This is a genomic window from Mesorhizobium yinganensis (assembly GCF_040081985.1).
Classification (GTDB): Bacteria; Pseudomonadota; Alphaproteobacteria; order Rhizobiales; family Rhizobiaceae; genus Kumtagia; species Kumtagia yinganensis.
The window spans coordinates 113,053-133,103 of the sequence record NZ_JBEBMH010000007.1 but is presented as its reverse complement, the minus strand read 5'-3'; the positions used below and the strand labels follow the sequence as shown (position 1 = coordinate 133,103).

Below are 20,051 nucleotides of genomic sequence, written 5' to 3'. Positions count from 1 at the left end.
CGCTTCGACGTCCCGCTGGCTACGCCGCTACCTTGTCGATTTCGGCCACCATGGCGCTGTCGAAATACTCGGCGAGTTCGGTGACCTTGCCGTCCTTGACCGTCCAGAAATGCGCGTTCTCCAGCCGCACCTGCTTGTTGCTGGCCTTATGAGTCAGTTCCAGCTCGGTCACGGCGGCAACTCGCTCATCGTCGCCAAAGATCGAAACAATCCGGAAGGAATTGTAGTGGAAGACTTCTTGAAGAAGCTGGAGTCGTTGCCGAAATTGATCCAGCCCGGTTCCAGTTCCGCAGAACCGTGTATAGCCGGGATCTGCTTTCCATGCGTAGCAGGCTTCGGGTGCGCATAACGACAATGCACCTTCCATGTCTCCACCCACATAAAGCTCGTAGACTTTCTTGACGGTATCGACGGCGTTCATGCGTTACCCTCCTCCCGTTGAGAAGAGAATAATGCGTCTTTCCCCAGCGCAAGAAAAGTCCGGTTATACTGTCAGGAACTTCCTCACGTCCGGCCGGTCGAGATCTTCCGCGGGGCCGGTATGGACCACCTGGCCGCGGTCCATGATGTTGACCTCGTCAGCGAGTTCGCGGCAGAAATCCAGATATTGTTCGACCAGCAGGATGGCGATGCCGGCCGTGTCTCTGAGGTAGCGGATGGCGCGGCCGATATCCTTGATGATCGACGGCTGGATGCCCTCTGTGGGCTCGTCCAGCACCAGAAGCTTCGGCCGCATCACCAGAGCCCGGCCGATGGCGAGTTGCTGCTGCTGGCCGCCTGAAAGGTCGCCGCCGCGCCGCGACAGCATCTGCTTCAGCACCGGGAAAAGCTCGAACACATGCGGCGGCACGGTGCGGTCCGCCCGTTTCAGCGGCGCGAAACCGGATTCGAGGTTCTCCTTGACCGTCAGCAGCGGAAACACCTCCCGCCCCTGCGGTACGAATGCGATGCCCGACCGGGCGCGATCATACGCCGCGCTCCGGTCGAGCGCCTTCCCCTCGAAGGCTATCGTGCCGCTCGTCAGCCTGTGGTGGCCGACGATCGATCTCATCAAACTGGTTTTTCCGACCCCGTTGCGGCCGAGCACGCAGGTGATCTTTGCCGCGTCGGCCTTCAACGAAACGCCGCGCAGCGCCTGCGCCGCGCCGTAGTGGAGCGTGGCGTCCTTGACCTCAAGCATGATTGGGCTCCGGGGATTGCGGGGTGAATGCCCGGGGACAGTTTACTTTCTTGCCCCACTTTGGCCGCAGCAGTTCCAGCGTTCGCGCAAGGGGCAAAAAGTAAACTGTCCCCTGCACCTGGTCCCCCCGCGCCCCCGCCGCCTCGACGGCGGGGGTGGCGAACCTTCCGGCGCGCCAGGGGAGGTTGGTGAAACTGCTCGAAATGTGGGGCCGAGTAATTATCTCTCGAATGCCTTCGCCCGACACCTTCCTCAAAATGGGAAGAAAGCGAGATCGGGCAGCAACCGTTCGATAAATGTCCATCATCGACGATTGGCCGATGCCTATGCATGGCCTTCCCTCCTCTCCTCTTTTTGGAGAAGGGGGAAAGCGAAGCGACCTACGGGATGATGAGCGCTGGTCCGGCGCGGCGTGAAATCTCTCGAGGCAAACCCGCCACATCGCCATCACCGCCCCAGATAGACTTCGACGACACGCTCGTCGGACGACACAAAATCGAGCGTGCCTTCTGAGAGCACCGAGCCCTCGTGCAGGCAGGTGACCTTGACCCCAAGCTCGCGCACGAAATGCATGTCGTGCTCGACCACCACCACGGAATGCGTCTTGTTGATTTCCTTCAGCAGCCGCGCCGTCTCTTCCGTCTCCGCGTCGGTCATGCCGGCGACAGGTTCGTCGACCAGGAGTAGCTTCGGGTCCTGCGCCAGGAGCATGCCGATCTCCAGCCATTGCTTCTGGCCGTGCGACAGGTTGGCAGCGAGGTCGTGCCGCTTGTCGCCGAGGCGGATGGTGGAGAAAATCTCGTCGATGCGCCGCTGCTCCTCGGCCGACCGCCGGTGAAACAGCGCCGGAAAGATCGAGCGAGGCCCTTTGAGCGACAGCACGATATTGTCCTCGACCGTATGGCTCTCGAAAACCGTAGGCTTCTGGAATTTCCGGCCGATGCCCATCATGGCGATCTCGGCCTCGTCGTGCTTTGTGAGGTCGATCTGACCGTCGTAGAAAACCTCGCCGGTATCCGGCCTGGTCTTGCCGGTGATGATATCCATCATCGTCGTCTTGCCGGCCCCGTTCGGACCAATGATGGCGCGCATCTCGCCCTTATCGAGCACCAAGGAGAGATTGTTGATCGCCTTGAAGCCGTCGAAGGATCGCGACACACCGTCGAGATAGAGGATGGTTCCGCTTTTCGACATCGCTTCACTCCGCCGGCTGCGGTGCCAGCCCGCCATGCGGTGGCCTGAGTACGGGAACGTGTTTCGTCTCCGCGCGCGGTGCCTCAGGTCCTTCGCCCTCGGCAGCCGGCTTTGCGCCGCGTTTAGCGCCGGCTCGCCACTGGTCCCAGGCACCGATCACGCCTTTCGGCAGGAACAGGGTGACGAACACGAACAGCCCGCCCAACGCGAACAGCCAGAATTCCGGCAGCACGCCGGTGAACCAGCTTTTGCCGGCATTGACGAGCAGCGCGCCGATGATCGGCCCGACTATTGTTGCGCGGCCGCCGACGGCCGTCCACACCACCACTTCGATCGAGTTGGCCGGATCGAACTCGCCCGGATTGATGATGCCTACCTGCGGCACGTAGAGCGCACCGGCGATGCCCGCCATGACCGCCGACACGGTGAAGGCGAAGAGTTTTACGTTCTCCGCCCGCCAGCCGAGGAAGCGCGTGCGACTCTCGGCGTCGCGCACCGCCATCAGCAGCTTTCCGTATTTCGAGCCGATGATACGCCAAGTGACATAGACGCCCAGTGCCAGCGCCAGCGCGCTGGCCGCGAACAGCGCCGAGCGCGTCGTGTTGGCCTGCACGTTGAAGCCGAGAATATCCTTGAAATCGGTCAAGCCGTTGTTGCCGCCGAATCCCATGTCGTTGCGGAAGAAGGCGAGCAACAGCGCATAGGTCATCGCCTGGGTGATGATCGACAGATAAACGCCGGTGACCCGGCTACGGAATGCAAACCAGCCGAACACGAAGGCGAGCAGGCCGGGCACCAGCATCACCATCACAGCGGCGAACCAGAACTGGTCGAAGCCGTACCAGAACCAGGGCAGCTCCTTGTAGTTCAGGAAGACCATGAAGTCCGGCAGGGTCGGGTTGCCGTATACCCCCCGGTCGCCGATCTGGCGCATCAGATACATGCCCATCGCATAGCCACCAAGCGCGAAGAAGGCGCCGTGGCCGAGCGAGAGGATGCCGCAATAACCCCAGACCAGGTCGAGCGACAGCGCCAGCAGCGCATAGCAGAGATATTTTCCGGTCAGCGCCACCATGTAGGAAGGCACGTGGAGCGCAGAATCCGGCGGCACCAGAATATTGAGCGCCGGCACGATGATCGCGATGGCGACCAGGATCATGATGGTGATGGCGATGCGGCGGTCGGCGCCGGCGGCGAAAAACTTTCCGGAGATCATGGTTGGGATCTCCGGGAAGAAGCACAGAGTGCAATTGCATGGGCAACCATCCGATCCGATCCAGCTTCGCTGGCTCGTCTCGGCACCACCCCCTCTCCGTCTCGGCTTCGCCTCGACACCTCTCCCCCTGCCCGGGGGAGAGGATTGGCGGTGCCTTTTGAAGCGCCCTCATTGCGGCCGGCTATCCTCTCCCCCGGGCAGGGGGAGAGGTGCCGAGCGGAGCGAGGCGGAGAGGGGGTGGTGCCGGCGTGGAGGATGGCCTGACGGCGCGAGCCGATATGCGGCTGCCTTGCCCCTTGGAGGGAAAGAGTGGCGGCAAAATCCTCGATCATGCTTCCACCGCCCGCCCCTTGAGCGCGAACAGCCCGCGCGGGCGCTTCTGGATGAACAGGATGATCAGCACCAGAACCAGGATTTTTCCGAGCACCGCCCCCGCGTAAGGTTCGAGGAACTTGTTGAGGATGCCGAGCGACAGCGCGCCGACCAGCGTGCCCCAGAGATTGCCGACGCCGCCGAACACCACGACCATGAAACTGTCGATGATGTAACCCTGGCCGAGATTGGGCGAGACGTTGTCGATCTGGCTGAGCGCGACGCCGGCGATACCTGCGATGCCGGACCCGAGCGCGAAGGTCAGCGCGTCGACCCATGGCGTGCGGATGCCCATCGATGCGGCCATGCGACGGTTGGCAGTCACGGCCCGCATCTGCAGGCCCCAGGGCGTGCGCTTCATGACAAAAAGCAGCACGAAGAATACGGCGAGCGCGAAGCACAGGATCCACAACCGGTTCCAGGTGATCGAAAGCTGGCCGAGTTCGAACGCGCCGGACATCCAGGACGGGTTGCCGACCTCGCGGTTGGTCGGCCCGAAAATGGTGCGCACCGCCTGCTGGATGATCAGCGACACGCCCCAGGTGGCGAGCAGCGTCTCCAGCGGGCGGCCGTAGAGGAATCGGATGATGCCGCGCTCGATGGCGAAGCCGACGGCGGCGGCGACAAGGAAGGCGAGCGGCAGGGCAATCGCCAGCGACCAATCGAACAGGCCGGGCGCGGAACTGCGGATCACCTCCTGCACGACATAGGTCGTGTAGGCGCCGAGCATCACCATCTCGCCATGCGCCATGTTGATGACGCCCATGACGCCGAAGGTGATGGCGAGCCCGATCGCCGCCAGGAGCAGCACCGAGCCGAGCGAGATGCCGTACCAGACGTTCTGGCCGGCGGCCCACAGCGCCAGCGACGAGTTGATCGTGTTGATGGCGGCCGTAGCGGCATCCTTGACCGCGCCGTCGGACTTTGCCTGGACCGCCGTGAGTTGCGACAGCGCGTCGCGGTCGCCGCGCGCCTCCAGCACGGCGATTGCCGCCAGCTTCTCGCTGGCGGGCAGGTCGGACACCAGAACGGCGGCGGCGCGCGCCTGCTCAAGTTGCTTTTTCACGCTGGCGACGGTCTCATTGAGGATCGCGGCGTCGAGCGCTTCGATGGAATTGGCGTCGGGCGCCTTGAACATGGTCTGCGCGGCGGCGAGCCTGGCAGCCGGGTCCGGCGAGCTCAGGGTCAGCCCACCCAATGCCTCGCGGATCGCGCGGCGCAGGCTGTTGTTGACCTTGACCTTGGCGACTTCCGCCTTCGCCGCCGTGCCGGCCTCGGCGCCGGTCAGCGGATCGGCGAGTTTCACCGTCTGGCCGCTCTCCTTGCCGATGAGAACGGCCGCGTCCGCTTTCCGGAAATAGAGATCGCCGTCGGACAGCGCCGTGAGCGGCCTCGCGACGGCCGGATCACCGGTCGCAGCCAGTTCCCGGACGACCGCCTCCGTCTCGGGGAAATTTTTCACCGTCGCGAATTTTGCAACGGCTGTCCGTAGCGCCGCTTCGTCGGCAGCGGCGGGGGAAAGGAACACGGCAAATAGCGAGAGAAGAAACAGTAAGATTGCGAAAAACGTGCTCTGCAACCGTCTTGCCAGACAAACTCGCTGCCACACGGTCAGGAAACGGGCAGCGCACTCCTTGTTTGCGTGGCGCTCCGTCCAACACCCCTCATCCGACCTCGCTTCGCGAGGCGACCTTCTCCCACAAGGGGAGAAGGTGGAGTTTCGCGACAATGCCGCCGCAAATTGCCAACGTTGGAGATTTGCAGAGCCGGAACTGCAGCACTCCACCTTCTCCCGCTGTGGGAGAAGGTGGCCTCGCGAAGCGAGGTCGGATGAGGGGTGTTGGACGGAACTCGCCCCGGACCGAGTACGATCACCCTGCCTAAACTGTCGGCAGGCAAGCGAGGGGTACGAAGGAATACTGCAAGTCATTGCAAACAGGGGCCTTTGGGAAAGAGTTCCCCGTGCGAGGGAGGGAAAGCCCGCCCGGGGTCGCGCTGTCACTTGAGAGGATGCGCTTAGTTGACGCCCTTGCCGCCGCATTTGCCGGTAGCGACGTTGAAGTTGCCGCAGGACATCGGCGCGCGCCAATCCGAGATCAGGTCCTTGGAGTCGGGCAGGTAATCGGACCACTCGTCGCCGACCACCAGGCCGGAGGTCTGCCACACCGTTTCCATCTGGCCGTCGGCCTGGATTTCGCCGATCAGCACCGGCTTGGTGATGTGGTGGTTCGGCATCATGGTGGAGAAGCCGCCCGACAGGTTCGGCACCGACACGCCGACGATGGCGTCGATGACGGCGTCCGGATCGGTGGTTCCGGCCTTCTCGACCGCCTTCACCCACATGTTGAAGCCGATAACATGGGCCTCCATCGGGTCGTTGGTCACGCGCTTCGGGTTTTTCGTGTACTCCTTCCACTTGGCGATGAAGTCGGCATTCTCAGGTGTGTCGACCGACTGGAAATAATTCCAGGCGGTCAGATGGCCAACCAGCGGCGCGGTATCGAGGCCGGCGAGTTCTTCTTCACCGACCGAGAAGGCGACGACCGGGATGTCCTCGGCCTTGATGCCCTGGTTCGCCAGTTCCTTGTAGAACGGCACGTTGGCGTCGCCATTGATGGTCGAGACGACAGCGGTCTTCTTGCCGGCCGAGCCGAAATTCTTGATGTCGGTGACGATGGTTTGCCAGTCGGAATGGCCGAACGGCGTGTAGTTGACCATGATGTCTTCCTTGGCCACGCCCTTGGATTCGAGATAGGCCTGCAGGATCTTGTTGGTGGTCTGCGGGTAGACGTAGTCGGTGCCGGCCAGCACCCAGCGCTGCACGCCCTCCTCGTTCATCAGATAGTCGACGGCGGGAATGGCCTGCTGGTTCGGCGCGGCACCCGTGTAGAACACATTTCGCTGGCTCTCCTCGCCCTCATACTGGACAGGATAGAACAGCAGATTGTTCAGCTCCTCGAACACCGGCAGCACGGACTTGCGCGACACCGACGTCCAGCAGCCGAAAACGGCGGCAACCTTGTCCTTCTCGATCAGCTCGCGCGCCTTCTCGGCGAAGAGCGGCCAGTCGGACGCCGGATCGACGACAACGGCTTCAAGCTTCTTGCCCAGCAGGCCGCCCTTCTTGTTCTGCTCGTCGATGAGGAACAGCATCGTGTCCTTCAGCGTCGTCTCGGAAATCGCCATCGTACCCGACAGCGAATGCAGGATGCCGACCTTGATCGTGTCATCCTGCGCCATGGCCGGCGCGGCCATGCTCAAGCCGGCCGCCAGCGCCCCCGCCGCGAACAGACTTCTTATGGTTGTTTGGAAACCCCTCATATGGACACCTCCGGAACTGGGTTGTTGCACCGCAGCAAGCGATGCAACCCCCGTGCCAGTTGTCGGAGACGTCGCGGAAACCCAGAATTAACGGATTGTTTACAGGCGTTTACCGTGCCGCCGCTTGGATTCGCCCTGCAAGATGCTTGCGCGGCTTAGTATCGGCGTGAGATTTTTTTGCGCAGGCTCGGCGGCAGTGTGCCTATCTTTGCATCAAAAAACGGATACTGGATATTTTTTGGGCAGAAGCGAGGGGCAACGTGTGACGTCGGAGCCAAGCCCGTCACAGGCATGGCTCCCACAAAACATTCGCCGGCTTCAAACAGGTCGTTGACGGTGCCTAGGCAGCCTGGCGGCGTTCCGGAAACAGCTCCAGCAACCCTTCGCGCGAAGCTTTCGCCACTCCGCGCTCGGTGATCAGTCCGGTCACCAGCCGCGCCGGCGTCACGTCGAAGGCCGGGTTGCGGGCCGGCGTCGCGTCGGGCGAGATGCGGACCTGCGCGATCTCGCCATTGCCCGCCCTGCCCCATACCAGCGACACCTCGTCGGCGGAGCGTTCCTCGATCGGAATTTCCTTGAGCCCGTCGGCCACCGTCCAGTCGATCGTCGGCGACGGCAGCCCGACATAGAACGGAACGCCGTTGGCGGCGGCGGCGAGCGCCTTCAGATAGGTGCCGATCTTGTTGCAAACGTCACCATTGGCGGTGGTGCGGTCGGTGCCGACGATCACCATGTCGACCTCGCCGTGCTGCATCAGATGCCCGCCGGCATTGTCGACGATCAAAGTGTGCGGCACGCCGAGCCCGGCCATCTCCCAAGCCGTGAGCTGGGCTCCCTGGTTGCGCGGCCGCGTCTCGTCGACGAAGACGTGCACCGGAATGCCCGCCTCCACCGCGAGATAGACCGGCGCGGTCGCCGTGCCGTAGTCGACGGTCGCCAGCCATCCGGCATTGCAATGGGTGAGGATGTTGACCGGTTCGCCTGGCTTCTTGCGGGCTGCGATGTCGCGGATGATCTTCAGGCCGTTGCGGCCGATCGACCGATTGAGCTCGACATCCTCGTCGGCGATTTCTGCCGCGCGTTTATAGGCAGCCTTGGCCCGTTCGGAAGCCGGCAAAGCTTTCAGCACGCGCGTCATCTCGTCCAACGCCCAGCGCAGATTGATGGCGGTCGGGCGCGTCTCGTGGAGCTTATGCCAGACGGCTTTCAGCGCCTCGTCGGAGGGATCGTCCGCCATCTGCAAGGCGACGCCATAGGCGGCGGTCACCCCGATCAGCGGCGCCCCGCGCACCCACATGTCGCGGATCGCCGTGGCGATGCCGTCGACCGTGTCCACTGTCTCGATTCGGAAAGCATGGGGCAGCCAGCGCTGGTCGATGATGTCGACCGAGCGGCCATCCTTGTTCAGCCAGATGGTGCGGTAGTGCGTGTCGCCGACCTTCATAGGGCGGGCTCCTTCTCGATCAGCTCAGCCAGATTGTTAACTTCCTCGATGCCGTGGATGTTCCGGCGGTTGACAACCAGATGCCGGCCGAAACGCAGCGCCTTGGCCTCGCAGGAGGCGCGCAGGTCCGTGTCCTCGATCGCCTCGAAATCGGCATTGTGGGCGAGGCCGAGGATGCGCCGGTGGCACTCGACGCCGGCAAACCCCAGCATGTCGTCGAAGAGCTGATGCAGCACATGGCCGAGCGCCTGCTCGGCGGCGAGCACATCATCCTGATCCTCGAACAGGCTCTTCTGGTAGAGGATGCCGGTGCGCTTGGTACGCCAGAGGTTGGAAAACTCGGCGCGGAACACCGACCACGCCTGGATGACCACGTCGAGCAAGTACGCACGCATGGCCTCGCGGTCGCCCGGCGCCTTTTCATGGCCGCGCTGCGAGAAGAAGGCCATCCAGAAATTCGCCAGCGCCATGCCGACGTCGAACGCCATCGGCCCGTAGAAAGCGAATTCCGGGTCGATCATGCGCGTGTCGGCATCGGTGACCATGATCGAGCCGGTATGCAGATCACCATGTACCAGCGTCTCGGCATTGGCCGCGAACAGATGCTTCAGCCGCTGCGCCTCGACCTTCAGGTCGCGGTCGGCCCGCAGTTCAGCAACCAGCGGGTCGAGTTGCGGTGAGGTGTGGCGGTTGAGTTTCGCATCGAAATACGGATCGGAGAAGACGAGGTTTTCGGTGATGTCGCAGAGCTCGACATTGTCCGCGAACAGCGCCAGGTCCGCTTTGCGCTGCCGCGTCTCCATTTGAAAATCGGAGCCGCGGAACAGCGTGCGGGCCATGAACACGCCGAGGTCTCGCCCGACCTTGGGGTAGATGTTGCCAGCGATCAGCCCGCGCCGAAGGATGATGTGCGGCGTGAGGAACTCCATCACGATCAGCGCCTGCGACTCGTCGAAATGAAAAATCTTCGGCGTCGAGCCCGGATTCCGCGCCTCCTGCCGGGTCAGCGCGTGATATTCGAAGAAGGAACGCTTCAGCGGCAGCGGCCAGGAATCGCCGACGAGACGGACATAGGGCAGCGCCTGCTTGACCACGACGCCGCCCACAGGCCCCTCGACGATGAAGACGAGATTGAGGTTGCCGTCGCCGACCTCGCGCACCCGCCACGCTGCCGTATCCGCCCCGACCCGCGACCGCATAGCCTCGAGCCCGCCCAGCCGAGCCGGCAGCGTCTCAACCGTCAATGCCTTGAAGGCATCATGAGCCGTCATCGTGGTCCTCCCTTCTTCGGCCTATCGCAGCGTCGCCGCGATATTGCCGCCGTCGACTGTGGTCACGTCGGCGGTGGTGCGCTCGGCCAGAGCATGGTGCAAAAACGCCTGCGCAACGTCCTGCGCGGTGACTTCCTGGCCGAGCAGATTGCCCGACATATAATCCTTCTCCGACAGCCCGCGCGCCTTGGAGCGGCTGGCGATCATCGCATCGGTCAGGATGCCGGAACGGATGCGGTCGGCGTTGACCGCGTTGGAACGGATGCCGAGCGGACCGTATTCCAGCGCATACTGGCGCGACAGGAACAGCGTCGCCGCCTTGGGCAGGCCGTAGGCGCCGAATTTTGCGCCGGGGTTGATCGCCTGCTTGCTGGTGTTGAACAGCAGCACACCGCCCGTGCCCTGCTCCTTGAAGATGCGCACGGCGTTCTTCGCGGCATTCTGGTGGGCGAAGAAGTTCAGTTCGAAACTCTTGCGCAGCAGCGCGTCGTCGAGGTCTCCGATGACGCCTTCCCAGGCAGCACCTGCATTGGACACCAGGATGTCCAGTCCGCCGAAAACCTCGATCGCCCGGTCGAATGCGGCGCGCAGTGCGACGGGATCGGTAATGTCGCAGCCTACGCCGATCGACTGGTTGCCGGCCTTCTTCGCCGCGTCGGCCGCCCGCTCGGCGTCGAGATCGACCACCACCGCATGGGCGCCATAGTCGGCAAAGAGTTTTGCCGTGGCTGCGCCGATCGCGCCGGCGCCGCCTGTGACGAGAACGACTTGCCCCGTCAGCGGCTTCGGCTTGTTGGAGGCGAGCTTTGCCTGTTCTAGTGACCAGTATTCCAGCTCGAACAGGTCGGAATGGGCGAGCGGCTGGAACGTGCCGATGGCCTCGGCGCCCTTCACTGCCTCGATCCACATCTCGCCGACATCGGAAGCGATCTTGGCGTCTTTCAGCGTACGGCCATGGCCGAACATGCCGAGTCCCGGCACCAGCGACAGGCGGGGCATCGGGTCGAGCATGGTACGCTTGACGTCGTCGCGCGCGTCATTGCTGGTGAAATAGGTCTCATAGTCCCTGGCGAAGCCCGCGACCCGCTCAAGCACCGCCGCCTGATAGCCTTTCAGGTCGCCGGCGTCCGGCGCGGGCAGCACCATCGGCCCGGTCTTGATGCGGATCGACAGGTCCGGCGTCGATACGCCGGTCTTCGCCAGCGCCTCCAGCCGCGGTCCGCGCAGGAAGTCGAGGATGGCCGGCGAGGTGCGGAAATCGCTGATCATCCGGTCGAAACGGCCCTCGCCGTTCGACACCGCAACGGCGCCGCGCAGCATCGGCGCGATGTCGGCGGGTTTTGCAAGGCTTGCCGGCAGCACCGTCGACGCGCCCGCCGACTTACCTTGCTTCACAACGAACTCCTCGGCCAGCGTCACCGCATCGATCATCCGGCCGTAGGCCTCCTCAGCGGAATCGCCAAAGGTGAAAATGCCATGCTTGTCGAGGATCAGGCCGATGACGGAGGTATCCTGCTCGAACACCTCGGCGGCCGCCTTGGCGAGGTCGAAGCCGGGCTTGATGTAGGGCACGAACCCAAATGTCTTGCCAAACACCTTTTCGCAGATCGGCTGGCTTTCTGCCTGGTCGATCAGCGACAGGATGGCGGTGGAGTGAGTGTGGTCGACGAATTTGTGTGGCAGGAAGGCGTGCAGCAGAGTTTCGACCGACGGATTCGGGCCGCTCGGGTCGATCAAATTGGCGCGCTGCAGCGAGACCATGTCCTCATCTGAGAGCTTTTCCAGCTTGCGCGCCTTGAGCAGCGGCTTCAGCTTCACCGCCGGCAGGCCCTGCGGCTCGATCACGCCCATGTCCCAGCCGCTGCCCTTGACGCAGAGCACGTCCCATTCATCGCCGACGAGGTCGGTCATGGTCTGCTTGACCGACGTATTGCCGCCACCATGCAGCACCAGTCGCGGCTCGCCGCCCAGCAGACGGGTCGTATAGACGCGTAGCGCCAGCTCCCGCCCGATGCCTTTTCCGGCATAGGCCTCTACCAGCTTCTCCGCTTCGGCGTCGTTCCACAAATTCTTCATCGTCTTCGTCCCAATATCGTTTGATGGCTTTGGCGTGACCGGATCGGCAGACCTAGCAACCGATCGTGACCGCCAGATTATTCAGATCCTCTTCGTGGGCGTTGCCCGCGTATAATCCAACAGCCGCCGCGCCATGCTGGCACCAAGCACCAGATGGGTGCAGAGCCCGCCGGCGAGAGCGGCCTTCAGCGGCTCGAATTTATTGTCCTCCTGCACCACGACCAGCCGCTTAGGGATTGCCCGCAGCGCATCGATGTCGGCTGAGATCAGGCGACGATTGTAGGCGCAATCCAGCGACGCCCCCTGGCTGTCGATGATTCGCCCGGCGACAACCCCGGCGGCTCCCGCGGCCTGAAGGGCGTGGAGTCCGTCAAGATCGACCGCGCCGCATTTGACGATATGGCTGTCGGGTCCGATCGTGCCGATCGAATAAAGCGCCAGATCGCAGGTCTTTATGCCGTCGAGCTGCTCGCGGATGACTGGTTCCGCCCGCAAGGAAATCGCAAGTTCCTCGCTGCTCAGCACCAAAGGTGCATAAAGATTCAACCCCTTGGCATTCAGCCGCCTCGCGATCTCCATCGTGCATTCGTCGGGCCGGTAGGAATAGGGCGCGCCGAGATTGCCGCAGAGTTGCACCACCGTCACGCCCTGCAGGTCGGCATGCGCCATCTGGTCGGCGATGGTGTAGACGGTGCGCCCCCAGGCAACGCCGATGCGCGCGCCGCGTCCGATCAGGCCAAGGAAAACAGTGGCGGCGACCAGTGGCACGTCGGCGGTCGGATCGGAGGAATGCGTACTGTCGGGCACCACCCAGACGGCATCGAGCTTCAGCGCATCCTCGAGTTCGCGGGCCAGAACGTCGTCGGCAAACAACTGCGTCGAGGTGGAGATGGTGACGATCCCGGTATCGCGCGCCTTGCGCAGATACATGGCGACCGACGCCCGCGAAATGTGGAGTTCGCGCGCGACTTCGTCCTGTCGCATCCCGTGGGAATAGTAGAGCCACGCGGCCTTGTGTATGATCTGGTCCGCCGGGCGGATTGGCATGTTTCCTCCGGTTTCGACAATAGTCACGGTCGCTGACAAAAGTCAAATGGCGAGCCGGATTGATCTATATTTTTGGCAAACAAAGCCGGAAATAGCCTATCTGGAGACCCGGCAAGTCCAAAAGAATCTGGGATCTCATCGGGTTACCGAAAATCAGGCGGGAAATTTCGGTTTTGCGCTGACGCGGCCCCCTCGCGAGCATGACGCTGCCCCCCTTCGGGGTGGCCGCAATTACGCTTTTGGCGTCCGCGAGAGGGTTTCGAGGACCTGACGCGAGACGCTGTCGAACGGTGTCGGTTTGCGCGTTTTGCGGTCGACATGGACATGGACGAAAAAGCCCTCGGCCGCCGCCTGTTCTTCATCGTTGCGGAACAGTCCGATCTCGTAGCGGACCGACGACGTGCCGAGTTTCGCCACCCGGATGCCGGCGGTGACCACATCGGGGAAAGCCAGTTCGGAAAAATATCGGCAGCCGGTTTCGACGACGAAGAACACGGTCCGGCCTCGTCGGATATCGATGATGCCGCGTTCGAGCAGCCAGCCATTCACCGCCGTGTCGAACAGCGAATAATGAACGACATTGTTCATGTGCCCATAGATGTCGTTGTCCATCCAGCGGGTCTGGATGGTGCGGAACAGCGCATAGTCCGCCCGGACGGAAGGCTTGCTCCGATCGCTCATCCGTCCTCCTTCTCTTGCCATGCTGGACCAGTCGCCGTTCACGCCGCCCGCTTCGGCCTTGGCCGGCCGACGCTGGTGTAGGTGAAGCCGTATTTCTCGACCTCGCCCTGCTTGTAGATATTGCGCAGGTCGACCAGCACCGGCGTCTTCATCGATTTGCCGATGCGGTCGAGATCGAGCGCCCGGAACGCATCCCATTCGGTGACGATGACCAGCGCGTCGGCGCTTTCGGCGATCTCGTAGGGCGAGTTGCCGAACGTGACGCCGTCGAGCAGCGCCCTCGCCCCTTCCATACCCTCCGGATCGTAGGCGCGGACACGCGCGCCGCCGTCTTGCAGCGCCTGGATCAGCGCCAGCGACGGCGCCTCGCGCATGTCGTCGGTGTTCGGCTTGAAGGTGAGGCCGAGCACGGCGACGGTCTTGCCGCGCACCTCGCCGCCGCAGGCCGCCGTCACCTTGCGGGCCATCGCCCGCTTGCGGGAATCGTTGATGGCGACGGTCGCCTCGACGAGGCGGACGGGGCTGGCTGCATCCTGCGCCGCCTTGGCCAGCGCCATCGTGTCCTTGGGAAAGCAGGAGCCGCCATAACCCGGCCCGGCATGCAGGAATTTCGAGCCGATACGCTGGTCGAGGCCGATGCCGCGCGCCACATCCTGCACGTCGGCGTCGAGCGCCTCGCAGAGGTCCGCCATCTCGTTGATGAAGGTGATCTTCATCGCGAGATAGGCGTTGGCGGCGTATTTGATCAGTTCGGCCGAACGGCGCGCCGTGTACATGATCGGCGCGGCATTGAGATAGAGCGGCCGGTAGACCTCCGCCATGACTGCCCGCGCCCGCTCGTCCTCCAGGCCGATGACGATGCGGTCGGGCCGCTTGAAATCGGATATCGCAGCGCCTTCCCGCAGGAACTCCGGATTGGACACGACGGCGAAATCGGCGTCCGGATTGGTCTCGCGGATGATGCGCTCGACCTCGTCGCCGGTGCCGACCGGAACCGTCGACTTGGTGACGATGACGGTGAAGCCGCGCAGGGCGCCGGCGATCTGCCGGGCCGCCGCATAGACATGGCTCAGGTCCGCATGGCCGTCGCCGCGGCGCGACGGGGTGCCGACCGCCATGAACACCACGTCGGCATCGGCGATGGCTTCCTTGAGATCCGTCTCAAAGCTGAGCCGCCCGGCCCGGAGATTGGTGGAGACCAGTTCGCCAAGGCCCGGCTCGTAGATCGGGATTTTTCCACCGCGCAAAGCTTCGATCTTGCCGGCATCGCTGTCGATGCAGACGACCTGGTGTCCGAAATCGGCGAAACAGGCCGCCGAGACCAGCCCGACATAACCGGCGCCAACCATCAATACGCGCATAGTCTACCTTCTCTTGGATAAGGGCGCGTTTTTGCTGGAAAACGCGCCGGCGCGAGGTCCTTTGCGGCGGCATCCCTACGCCGGATCGACGCACCGGCCAACAGAAACATTTGCCGCGTAATTTCCCATGCGAATGCGACAGAGGAATAAACGTCGCGGCCGAAAGAGGTACGGGTCAAATGTCGGACATCGATGCGTCAGTCCCGCCCGTCCAGATGGCGGATGTCACGCAGCTTCGGGAAGAGCCAGGCCCACAGGCCCGCGACCGCGATGGCACCGACACCGCCGAAGACGACGGCGGGAACCGTGCCAATGATGGCAGCCATGGTGCCGGCCCGGAACTCGCCGAGTTCGTTGGACGCACCGACGAACACCATGTTCACGGCATTCACACGGCCGCGCAACTCGTCCGGCGTCCATAGCTGGATCAGCGTCTCGCGCACATAGACGCTGACCATGTCGGTGGCGCCGAGCATGGCGAGCGCGAAGATCGACAGCCAGACAATGGTCGAGACGCCGAACACGATGGTGAAGACGCCGAACAGGCCGACGAAGACCAGCATGATGACGCCGGCGTGGTCGCGCAGCGGATGGCCGGCGAGCCACACCGCGACCAGCAATGCACCAATGCCCGGACCGGCACGCAGCAGGCCAAGGCCCCAGGGGCCGAGTTCGAGAATGTCGCGCGCGTAGACGGGCAGGAGCGCCACGGCACCCGAGAGCAGGACCGCGAAGAGGTCGAGCGAGATGGCACCGAGGACCACCTTTTCCCCCCAGATATAGCGGAAACCTGCAAAGAGCGTATCGATCGAAGGGCGCTCCGTGCCGGTTCGCTGTGCCGGCTTGGGAATGCTGAAGATGAGCACGGCTGACGCCAGCATCAGCAATGTCGCAACGCCATAGGCCGCTTCGGCGGAGACGCCGTAGAGCAGGCCGCCGGCGACAGGGCCGACGATGGTCGCGGTCTGCCATGCCGAGGAATTCCAGGCTACGGCATTGGCGAAATCTTTGGGCGGCACGAGATTGGCCACCAGCGAGGCAGCAGCAGGACCGAAGAAAGCCCGTGCTATGCCGAACACGGCAAGCACCGCGAACACAGGCACGACACTCGTCAACCCGCGCAGCGAAAGCAGAAGCAGCGCCAGCGCGCAGAGAGCCTCCAGCCCCGCCGCGAGCCCCATGATCAGGCGGCGGCCGAAACGGTCGGCGATCGCCCCGGTGATCAGCACCAGCAGCAGCGAGGGGATGAACTGGATAATGCCGACAAGGCCGAGATCGAACGGATCGCGCGTCAGGTCGTAGACCTGCCAGCCAACCGCGACGGACACGATCTGGGTCGAGAACGTCGCCAGGAAACGCGCCGCCCAGAAGGCGAGGAACGGCCGGTGCCGGAAGGCAGCATAACGCTGGCTTGCGGCGGTCGCGGTGTTGGAAGACATCGGGCTCGAAATACGAGAGAAGAAACCACGCCGTCTTTAGCGCGGTTCGCCGCCTTTAGCGCCCCCAATTCACAGCTGGACCAAGAATAATTGCGAAAGTCGCGTCGCCATTGCGCCTTTGGCCCTAGCTCTCGGCCTTGAATGTCTCCGCTTCCTTGCGGATCTTTTCCCAGTCGTTACCGTGGCGCTTCAGAAGTTCGCGCGCCTGTCGAGGCGAGAGGTCGGTCGTCTCCGCCAGATGCTGAACTTCGAGTTCCTGACCGGCTGCGAGTTGGCCGCCTTGCTTCACTTTCCTAGCCATGAGTTCTGCCTCCGTTGGCCGGTTCAACGCACGGGCGGCGAAAAGGTCGCATGGCTTTTTCTGCTGATTGGAAAGCGCCGGCACGGACCGCCAACATTCCCGGAACCTCTCCGCATACATGCGAGTTTCCACCGCAACGAATGGAGGTTTTCGATGTTCAAATGGCTTGTACGGCTTGGGCTGGCAGTGGTGGCGACCCGGCTCGCCGCGAAATACATGACACCTGACGTTGAAGCCGAACCCGTTCCGCCAAATCCATCTCGCACCGGGCCGAGGAAACGGAGGGCCACCAAATGACACGCTTGGGTTTGGCAACGGCCGCGCTGGCCGGCTATGTGGCCTACAGGATCGGCCGGCGACTGGTCGCGGAAAATAGCGGAGCGCGCGTAACGAGCGCCAGGATGTCGCGAGGGCGCAAAATCCATCGCGCTCCGCCTGAACATATTGGAGTGGACGTCAGCGCAAGGACTGTCGAAGCGTAGCAGTCCATATTTCGCCTGAAAAGCCGGGCGTTCAGTGTTCCGTCAGCGCTTCGTTGAGCAGGTCGAGGTCGACATAGAAATAGCGCACCAGGCAGCGCTGGACCTCTTCGGTATCGAAGCCGTGGCTCCTGAGATAAGAAACCGATTCATGGATGGCGCGACGGTCGACCAGCTTGGTCTTGCGGTCGTCCTGGGCGTCCATGAGGGCGTCCATCTCGGCGATGTTCCGATCCTTGGACAGGATTTCCATATGGTTTCCCGCAGGCTTCATGCCTGCCAGAGTGGCGCATTAAGGATAACAAAAAGCTAACGCCCGCGGGACAGCAGGCTCGGGCATTTCAATGGTGGGAAACGGAGGGTATTGCCCAAAGACGGCGCTCGCCGCGACGACGCGGCGGGACGACGATCATTCATCGCTGATGGCGTAGCCCGCGCCGCGCACGGTGCGGATGACGTCGGGCAGGCGGTTGGTGTTGACCGCCTTGCGCAGCCGGCCGACATGCACGTCGACGGTACGCTCGTCGATATAGATCGTCTCGCCCCAGACATTGTCGAGCAGTTGCCCGCGCGAGAACACGCGGCCGGGATGGCGCATCATGAATTCCAGCAGCCGGAACTCGGTCGGGCCGAGCTTGATCTCGCTCTTCTTGCGGTAGACGCGGTGCGACTCGCGGTCGAGCACGATATCGCCGACCTTGAGCACCGACGAAAGCACTTCCGGCTTGGCGCGGCGCAGCAGCGCTTTTACACGCGCCACGAATTCGGGGGTCGAAAACGGTTTGACCAGATAGTCGTCGGCGCCGGTGGCCAGCCCGCGCACCCGATCGCTTTCCTCGCCGCGCGCCGTCAGCATGATGATCGGCAGGCGCTCGGTTTCCGGGCGCATCCTCAGCCGCCGGCACAGTTCGATGCCGGAAACCGCCGGCAGCATCCAGTCCAGCACCAGAAGGTCCGGCACATTCTCCTGCAGCCGGATCTCGGCCTCGTCGCCGCGCATGACGACCTCGACCTGATAGCCCTCGGACTCAAGATTGTAGCGGAGGAGGACGCCCAACGGCTCCTCGTCCTCGACCACCATGACCTTCGGTGCGATCATCGCGCCTGCCTTTATTCGGCGAGGACGGTCGTCGCCGTCTCGTCGAGTTTCGGACGGTTCGCCGGAAGCTGCGAACCGGTCAGCACATAATAGGCGTTTTCCGCGATGTTGGTCACGTGGTCGCCGATACGCTCCAGGTTCTTGGCACAGAACAGCAGATGCGTGCAGGTGGTGATGTTGCGCGGATCCTCCATCATGTAGGTCAGGAGTTCGCGAAACACCGAGGTGTATTTGAGGTCGATCTTCTCGTCCTCGGCGCGCAGCCGGTCGAGTTCGGCGGGCTCGCGCCCGGTATAGGCGTCGACGACGCCGCTGATCTGGGCAAGGACCATCGTCGCCATGTCGTCGATGCCGTGGGACAAGCCACGCGGCGTCGTCCCCTCACCGATCGCGCCGACGCGCTTGGCGACGTTCTTGGCAAGATCGCCGATCCGCTCCAAATCGCCCGCCATGCGGATGGCGCCGAGCACGGCGCGCAGGTCCTGGGCCATCGGCTGCCGCTTGGCGATCAGCGTGATGGCGCGGTCGTCCAGCTCACGCTGCTTGGCGTCCATGATGGCGTCATCGGAGATGATCCGCTGCGCCGCCGCGGCGTCGGTGTGTAGAAGCGCCCGGATGGAGGCGCCGACCATCGACGTCGACAGGTCCGCCATGTCGCGGATCAGTTGGTCGATCTGTTTCAGGTCCTGATCGAAGGACGCAACGGTGTGTTCGCGCATTCTGGTGTTCCTCGGGCCGGGATCAGCCGAAGCGGCCGGTAATGTAGTCCTGGGTGCGCTTGTCATCGGGGTTGGTGAACATCTTGTCCGTCGCCCCTTCCTCGACCAGGTAGCCCAGATGGAACATCGCCGTGCGCTGCGACACGCGGGCGGCCTGCTGCATCGAATGGGTGACGATGACGATGGTGTAGTTGGCCCGCAACTCGTCGATCAGCTCTTCCACCTTGGCGGTGGCGATCGGGTCGAGCGCCGAGCACGGCTCGTCCATCAGGATGACCTCGGGCGACACCGCGATGGCGCGGGCGATGCAGAGACGCTGCTGCTGGCCGCCGGAAAGCCCGGTTCCCGGCTCGTTGACGCGGTCCTTGACCTCGTTCCAGAGCGCGGCTTTCTTCAGGCTCGACTCGACGATCTGGTCCAGGTCGGCCTTGCTCTTCGCGAGCCCGTGGATCTTCGGGCCGTAGGCGACGTTTTCGTAGATCGACTTCGGGAACGGATTGGGTTTCTGGAACACCATGCCGACACGGGCGCGCAGTTCGACCACGTCGATCTTCGGATCGTAGATATCCTCGTTGTCCAGCGTGATCTTGCCGGTGACGCGGGCCGAGTCGATCGTGTCGTTCATGCGGTTCAGGCACCGCAGAAAAGTCGACTTTCCGCAGCCCGACGGGCCGATCAGCGCCGTCACCTGGTTTTGCCGCACGTCGAGTTCCACATCGAACAGCGCCTGCTTCGGGCCGTAGAAGACGCCGACCTTGCGGCCTTGCATCTTGATCACTTCGTTGGTTTTCGCAGTCATGCTGCCGCTCACTGCCTGCTCGAGTTTCTGTTCGGTCATGATGTTCATGATG

The 20,051-nt window shown here is 63.2% G+C and carries 18 protein-coding genes; all 18 read right to left on the bottom strand.

Annotated elements, in window-relative coordinates:
* Positions 1 to 19: 19 nt before the first annotated feature.
* The gene (locus ABMA59_RS15550; RefSeq protein ID WP_349006275.1) at positions 20 to 421 is read right to left on the bottom strand and encodes a nuclear transport factor 2 family protein; all 402 of its coding nucleotides are present in this window, start codon (positions 419 to 421) and stop codon (positions 20 to 22) included.
* A gap of 63 nt (positions 422 to 484) precedes the next feature.
* A complete protein-coding gene (gene urtE, locus ABMA59_RS15545; protein ID WP_349006274.1) occupies positions 485 to 1,180 on the bottom strand; it encodes an urea ABC transporter ATP-binding subunit UrtE in 696 nt (231 codons plus the stop codon).
* Between the two features lie 447 nt (positions 1,181 to 1,627).
* Entirely contained in the window at positions 1,628 to 2,374 is a 747-nt protein-coding gene (gene urtD, locus ABMA59_RS15540) for an urea ABC transporter ATP-binding protein UrtD (protein ID WP_349006273.1), read from the bottom strand.
* Between the two features lie 4 nt (positions 2,375 to 2,378).
* The gene (gene urtC, locus ABMA59_RS15535) at positions 2,379 to 3,590 is read right to left on the bottom strand and encodes an urea ABC transporter permease subunit UrtC (RefSeq protein WP_349006272.1); all 1,212 of its coding nucleotides are present in this window, start codon (positions 3,588 to 3,590) and stop codon (positions 2,379 to 2,381) included.
* Between the two features lie 328 nt (positions 3,591 to 3,918).
* Complete coding sequence (gene urtB / locus ABMA59_RS15530; RefSeq protein WP_425475922.1) at positions 3,919 to 5,490, bottom strand: urea ABC transporter permease subunit UrtB; 1,572 nt, start codon at positions 5,488 to 5,490, stop codon at positions 3,919 to 3,921.
* A gap of 488 nt (positions 5,491 to 5,978) precedes the next feature.
* Positions 5,979 to 7,283 carry an urea ABC transporter substrate-binding protein gene (urtA, locus tag ABMA59_RS15525; RefSeq protein WP_425475921.1) on the bottom strand — a complete coding sequence of 435 codons (1,305 nt, stop codon included), beginning with the start codon at positions 7,281 to 7,283 and terminating at the stop codon, positions 5,979 to 5,981.
* A gap of 340 nt (positions 7,284 to 7,623) precedes the next feature.
* Positions 7,624 to 8,727, bottom strand: a complete 1,104-nt coding sequence (gene mtnA / locus ABMA59_RS15520) for an S-methyl-5-thioribose-1-phosphate isomerase (protein WP_349006271.1) — start codon at positions 8,725 to 8,727, stop codon at positions 7,624 to 7,626.
* Positions 8,724 to 9,998, bottom strand: a complete 1,275-nt coding sequence (mtnK, locus tag ABMA59_RS15515) for an S-methyl-5-thioribose kinase (RefSeq protein ID WP_349006270.1) — start codon at positions 9,996 to 9,998, stop codon at positions 8,724 to 8,726. Before mtnK ends, mtnA begins: the two co-directional genes overlap by 4 nt.
* A 21-nt stretch (positions 9,999 to 10,019) precedes the next feature.
* Positions 10,020 to 12,074 (bottom strand): bifunctional aldolase/short-chain dehydrogenase, encoded by a 2,055-nt coding sequence (locus ABMA59_RS15510; protein ID WP_349006269.1) that lies wholly within the window; start codon positions 12,072 to 12,074, stop codon positions 10,020 to 10,022.
* An 81-nt stretch (positions 12,075 to 12,155) separates the two neighbouring features.
* Positions 12,156 to 13,121, bottom strand: a complete 966-nt coding sequence (locus ABMA59_RS15505; RefSeq protein ID WP_349006268.1) for a sugar-binding transcriptional regulator — start codon at positions 13,119 to 13,121, stop codon at positions 12,156 to 12,158.
* Between the two features lie 231 nt (positions 13,122 to 13,352).
* The gene (locus tag ABMA59_RS15500; protein ID WP_349006267.1) at positions 13,353 to 13,802 is read right to left on the bottom strand and encodes an acyl-CoA thioesterase; all 450 of its coding nucleotides are present in this window, start codon (positions 13,800 to 13,802) and stop codon (positions 13,353 to 13,355) included.
* A gap of 38 nt (positions 13,803 to 13,840) precedes the next feature.
* The gene (locus ABMA59_RS15495) at positions 13,841 to 15,163 is read right to left on the bottom strand and encodes a UDP-glucose dehydrogenase family protein (RefSeq protein ID WP_349006266.1); all 1,323 of its coding nucleotides are present in this window, start codon (positions 15,161 to 15,163) and stop codon (positions 13,841 to 13,843) included.
* Positions 15,164 to 15,360: 197 nt separating this feature from the next.
* On the bottom strand, positions 15,361 to 16,602 hold the full coding sequence (locus ABMA59_RS15490) for an MFS transporter (protein WP_349006265.1): 1,242 nt from the start codon (positions 16,600 to 16,602) through the stop codon (positions 15,361 to 15,363).
* Positions 16,603 to 16,726: 124 nt separating this feature from the next.
* On the bottom strand, positions 16,727 to 16,903 hold the full coding sequence (locus ABMA59_RS15485) for a hypothetical protein (RefSeq protein ID WP_349006264.1): 177 nt from the start codon (positions 16,901 to 16,903) through the stop codon (positions 16,727 to 16,729).
* A gap of 513 nt (positions 16,904 to 17,416) precedes the next feature.
* Positions 17,417 to 17,635, bottom strand: a complete 219-nt coding sequence (locus tag ABMA59_RS15480; protein WP_349006263.1) for a hypothetical protein — start codon at positions 17,633 to 17,635, stop codon at positions 17,417 to 17,419.
* Between the two features lie 156 nt (positions 17,636 to 17,791).
* Positions 17,792 to 18,481 carry a phosphate regulon transcriptional regulator PhoB gene (gene phoB / locus ABMA59_RS15475; RefSeq protein ID WP_349006262.1) on the bottom strand — a complete coding sequence of 230 codons (690 nt, stop codon included), beginning with the start codon at positions 18,479 to 18,481 and terminating at the stop codon, positions 17,792 to 17,794.
* An 11-nt stretch (positions 18,482 to 18,492) separates the two neighbouring features.
* The gene (phoU, locus tag ABMA59_RS15470) at positions 18,493 to 19,200 is read right to left on the bottom strand and encodes a phosphate signaling complex protein PhoU (RefSeq protein ID WP_349006261.1); all 708 of its coding nucleotides are present in this window, start codon (positions 19,198 to 19,200) and stop codon (positions 18,493 to 18,495) included.
* A 22-nt stretch (positions 19,201 to 19,222) separates the two neighbouring features.
* Positions 19,223 to 20,047, bottom strand: coding sequence for a phosphate ABC transporter ATP-binding protein PstB (gene pstB, locus ABMA59_RS15465; RefSeq protein ID WP_349006260.1), 825 nt, complete (start codon positions 20,045 to 20,047; stop codon positions 19,223 to 19,225).
* Positions 20,048 to 20,051: the final 4 nt, after the last annotated feature.

Excerpts from the sequence above, each read along its gene's own strand:
- ABMA59_RS15510 (WP_349006269.1), bottom strand. The coding sequence starts at position 12,074 with ATGAAGAATTTGTGGAACGACGCCGAAGCGGAGAAGCTGGTAGAGGCC.
- urtD (WP_349006273.1), bottom strand. The coding sequence starts at position 2,374 with ATGTCGAAAAGCGGAACCATCCTCTATCTCGACGGTGTGTCGCGATCC.
- mtnK (WP_349006270.1), bottom strand. The coding sequence starts at position 9,998 with ATGACGGCTCATGATGCCTTCAAGGCATTGACGGTTGAGACGCTGCCG.
- ABMA59_RS15490 (WP_349006265.1), bottom strand. The coding sequence starts at position 16,602 with ATGTCTTCCAACACCGCGACCGCCGCAAGCCAGCGTTATGCTGCCTTC.
- urtE (WP_349006274.1), bottom strand. The coding sequence starts at position 1,180 with ATGCTTGAGGTCAAGGACGCCACGCTCCACTACGGCGCGGCGCAGGCG.
- ABMA59_RS15550 (WP_349006275.1), bottom strand. The coding sequence starts at position 421 with ATGAACGCCGTCGATACCGTCAAGAAAGTCTACGAGCTTTATGTGGGT.
- ABMA59_RS15500 (WP_349006267.1), bottom strand. The coding sequence starts at position 13,802 with ATGAGCGATCGGAGCAAGCCTTCCGTCCGGGCGGACTATGCGCTGTTC.
- pstB (WP_349006260.1), bottom strand. The coding sequence starts at position 20,047 with ATGAACATCATGACCGAACAGAAACTCGAGCAGGCAGTGAGCGGCAGC.
- ABMA59_RS15495 (WP_349006266.1), bottom strand. The coding sequence starts at position 15,163 with ATGCGCGTATTGATGGTTGGCGCCGGTTATGTCGGGCTGGTCTCGGCG.
- phoB (WP_349006262.1), bottom strand. The coding sequence starts at position 18,481 with ATGATCGCACCGAAGGTCATGGTGGTCGAGGACGAGGAGCCGTTGGGC.
- phoU (WP_349006261.1), bottom strand. The coding sequence starts at position 19,200 with ATGCGCGAACACACCGTTGCGTCCTTCGATCAGGACCTGAAACAGATC.
- ABMA59_RS15485 (WP_349006264.1), bottom strand. The coding sequence starts at position 16,903 with ATGGCTAGGAAAGTGAAGCAAGGCGGCCAACTCGCAGCCGGTCAGGAA.
- ABMA59_RS15505 (WP_349006268.1), bottom strand. The coding sequence starts at position 13,121 with ATGCCAATCCGCCCGGCGGACCAGATCATACACAAGGCCGCGTGGCTC.
- urtC (WP_349006272.1), bottom strand. The coding sequence starts at position 3,590 with ATGATCTCCGGAAAGTTTTTCGCCGCCGGCGCCGACCGCCGCATCGCC.
- mtnA (WP_349006271.1), bottom strand. The coding sequence starts at position 8,727 with ATGAAGGTCGGCGACACGCACTACCGCACCATCTGGCTGAACAAGGAT.
- urtA (WP_425475921.1), bottom strand. The coding sequence starts at position 7,283 with ATGAGGGGTTTCCAAACAACCATAAGAAGTCTGTTCGCGGCGGGGGCG.
- ABMA59_RS15480 (WP_349006263.1), bottom strand. The coding sequence starts at position 17,635 with ATGGAAATCCTGTCCAAGGATCGGAACATCGCCGAGATGGACGCCCTC.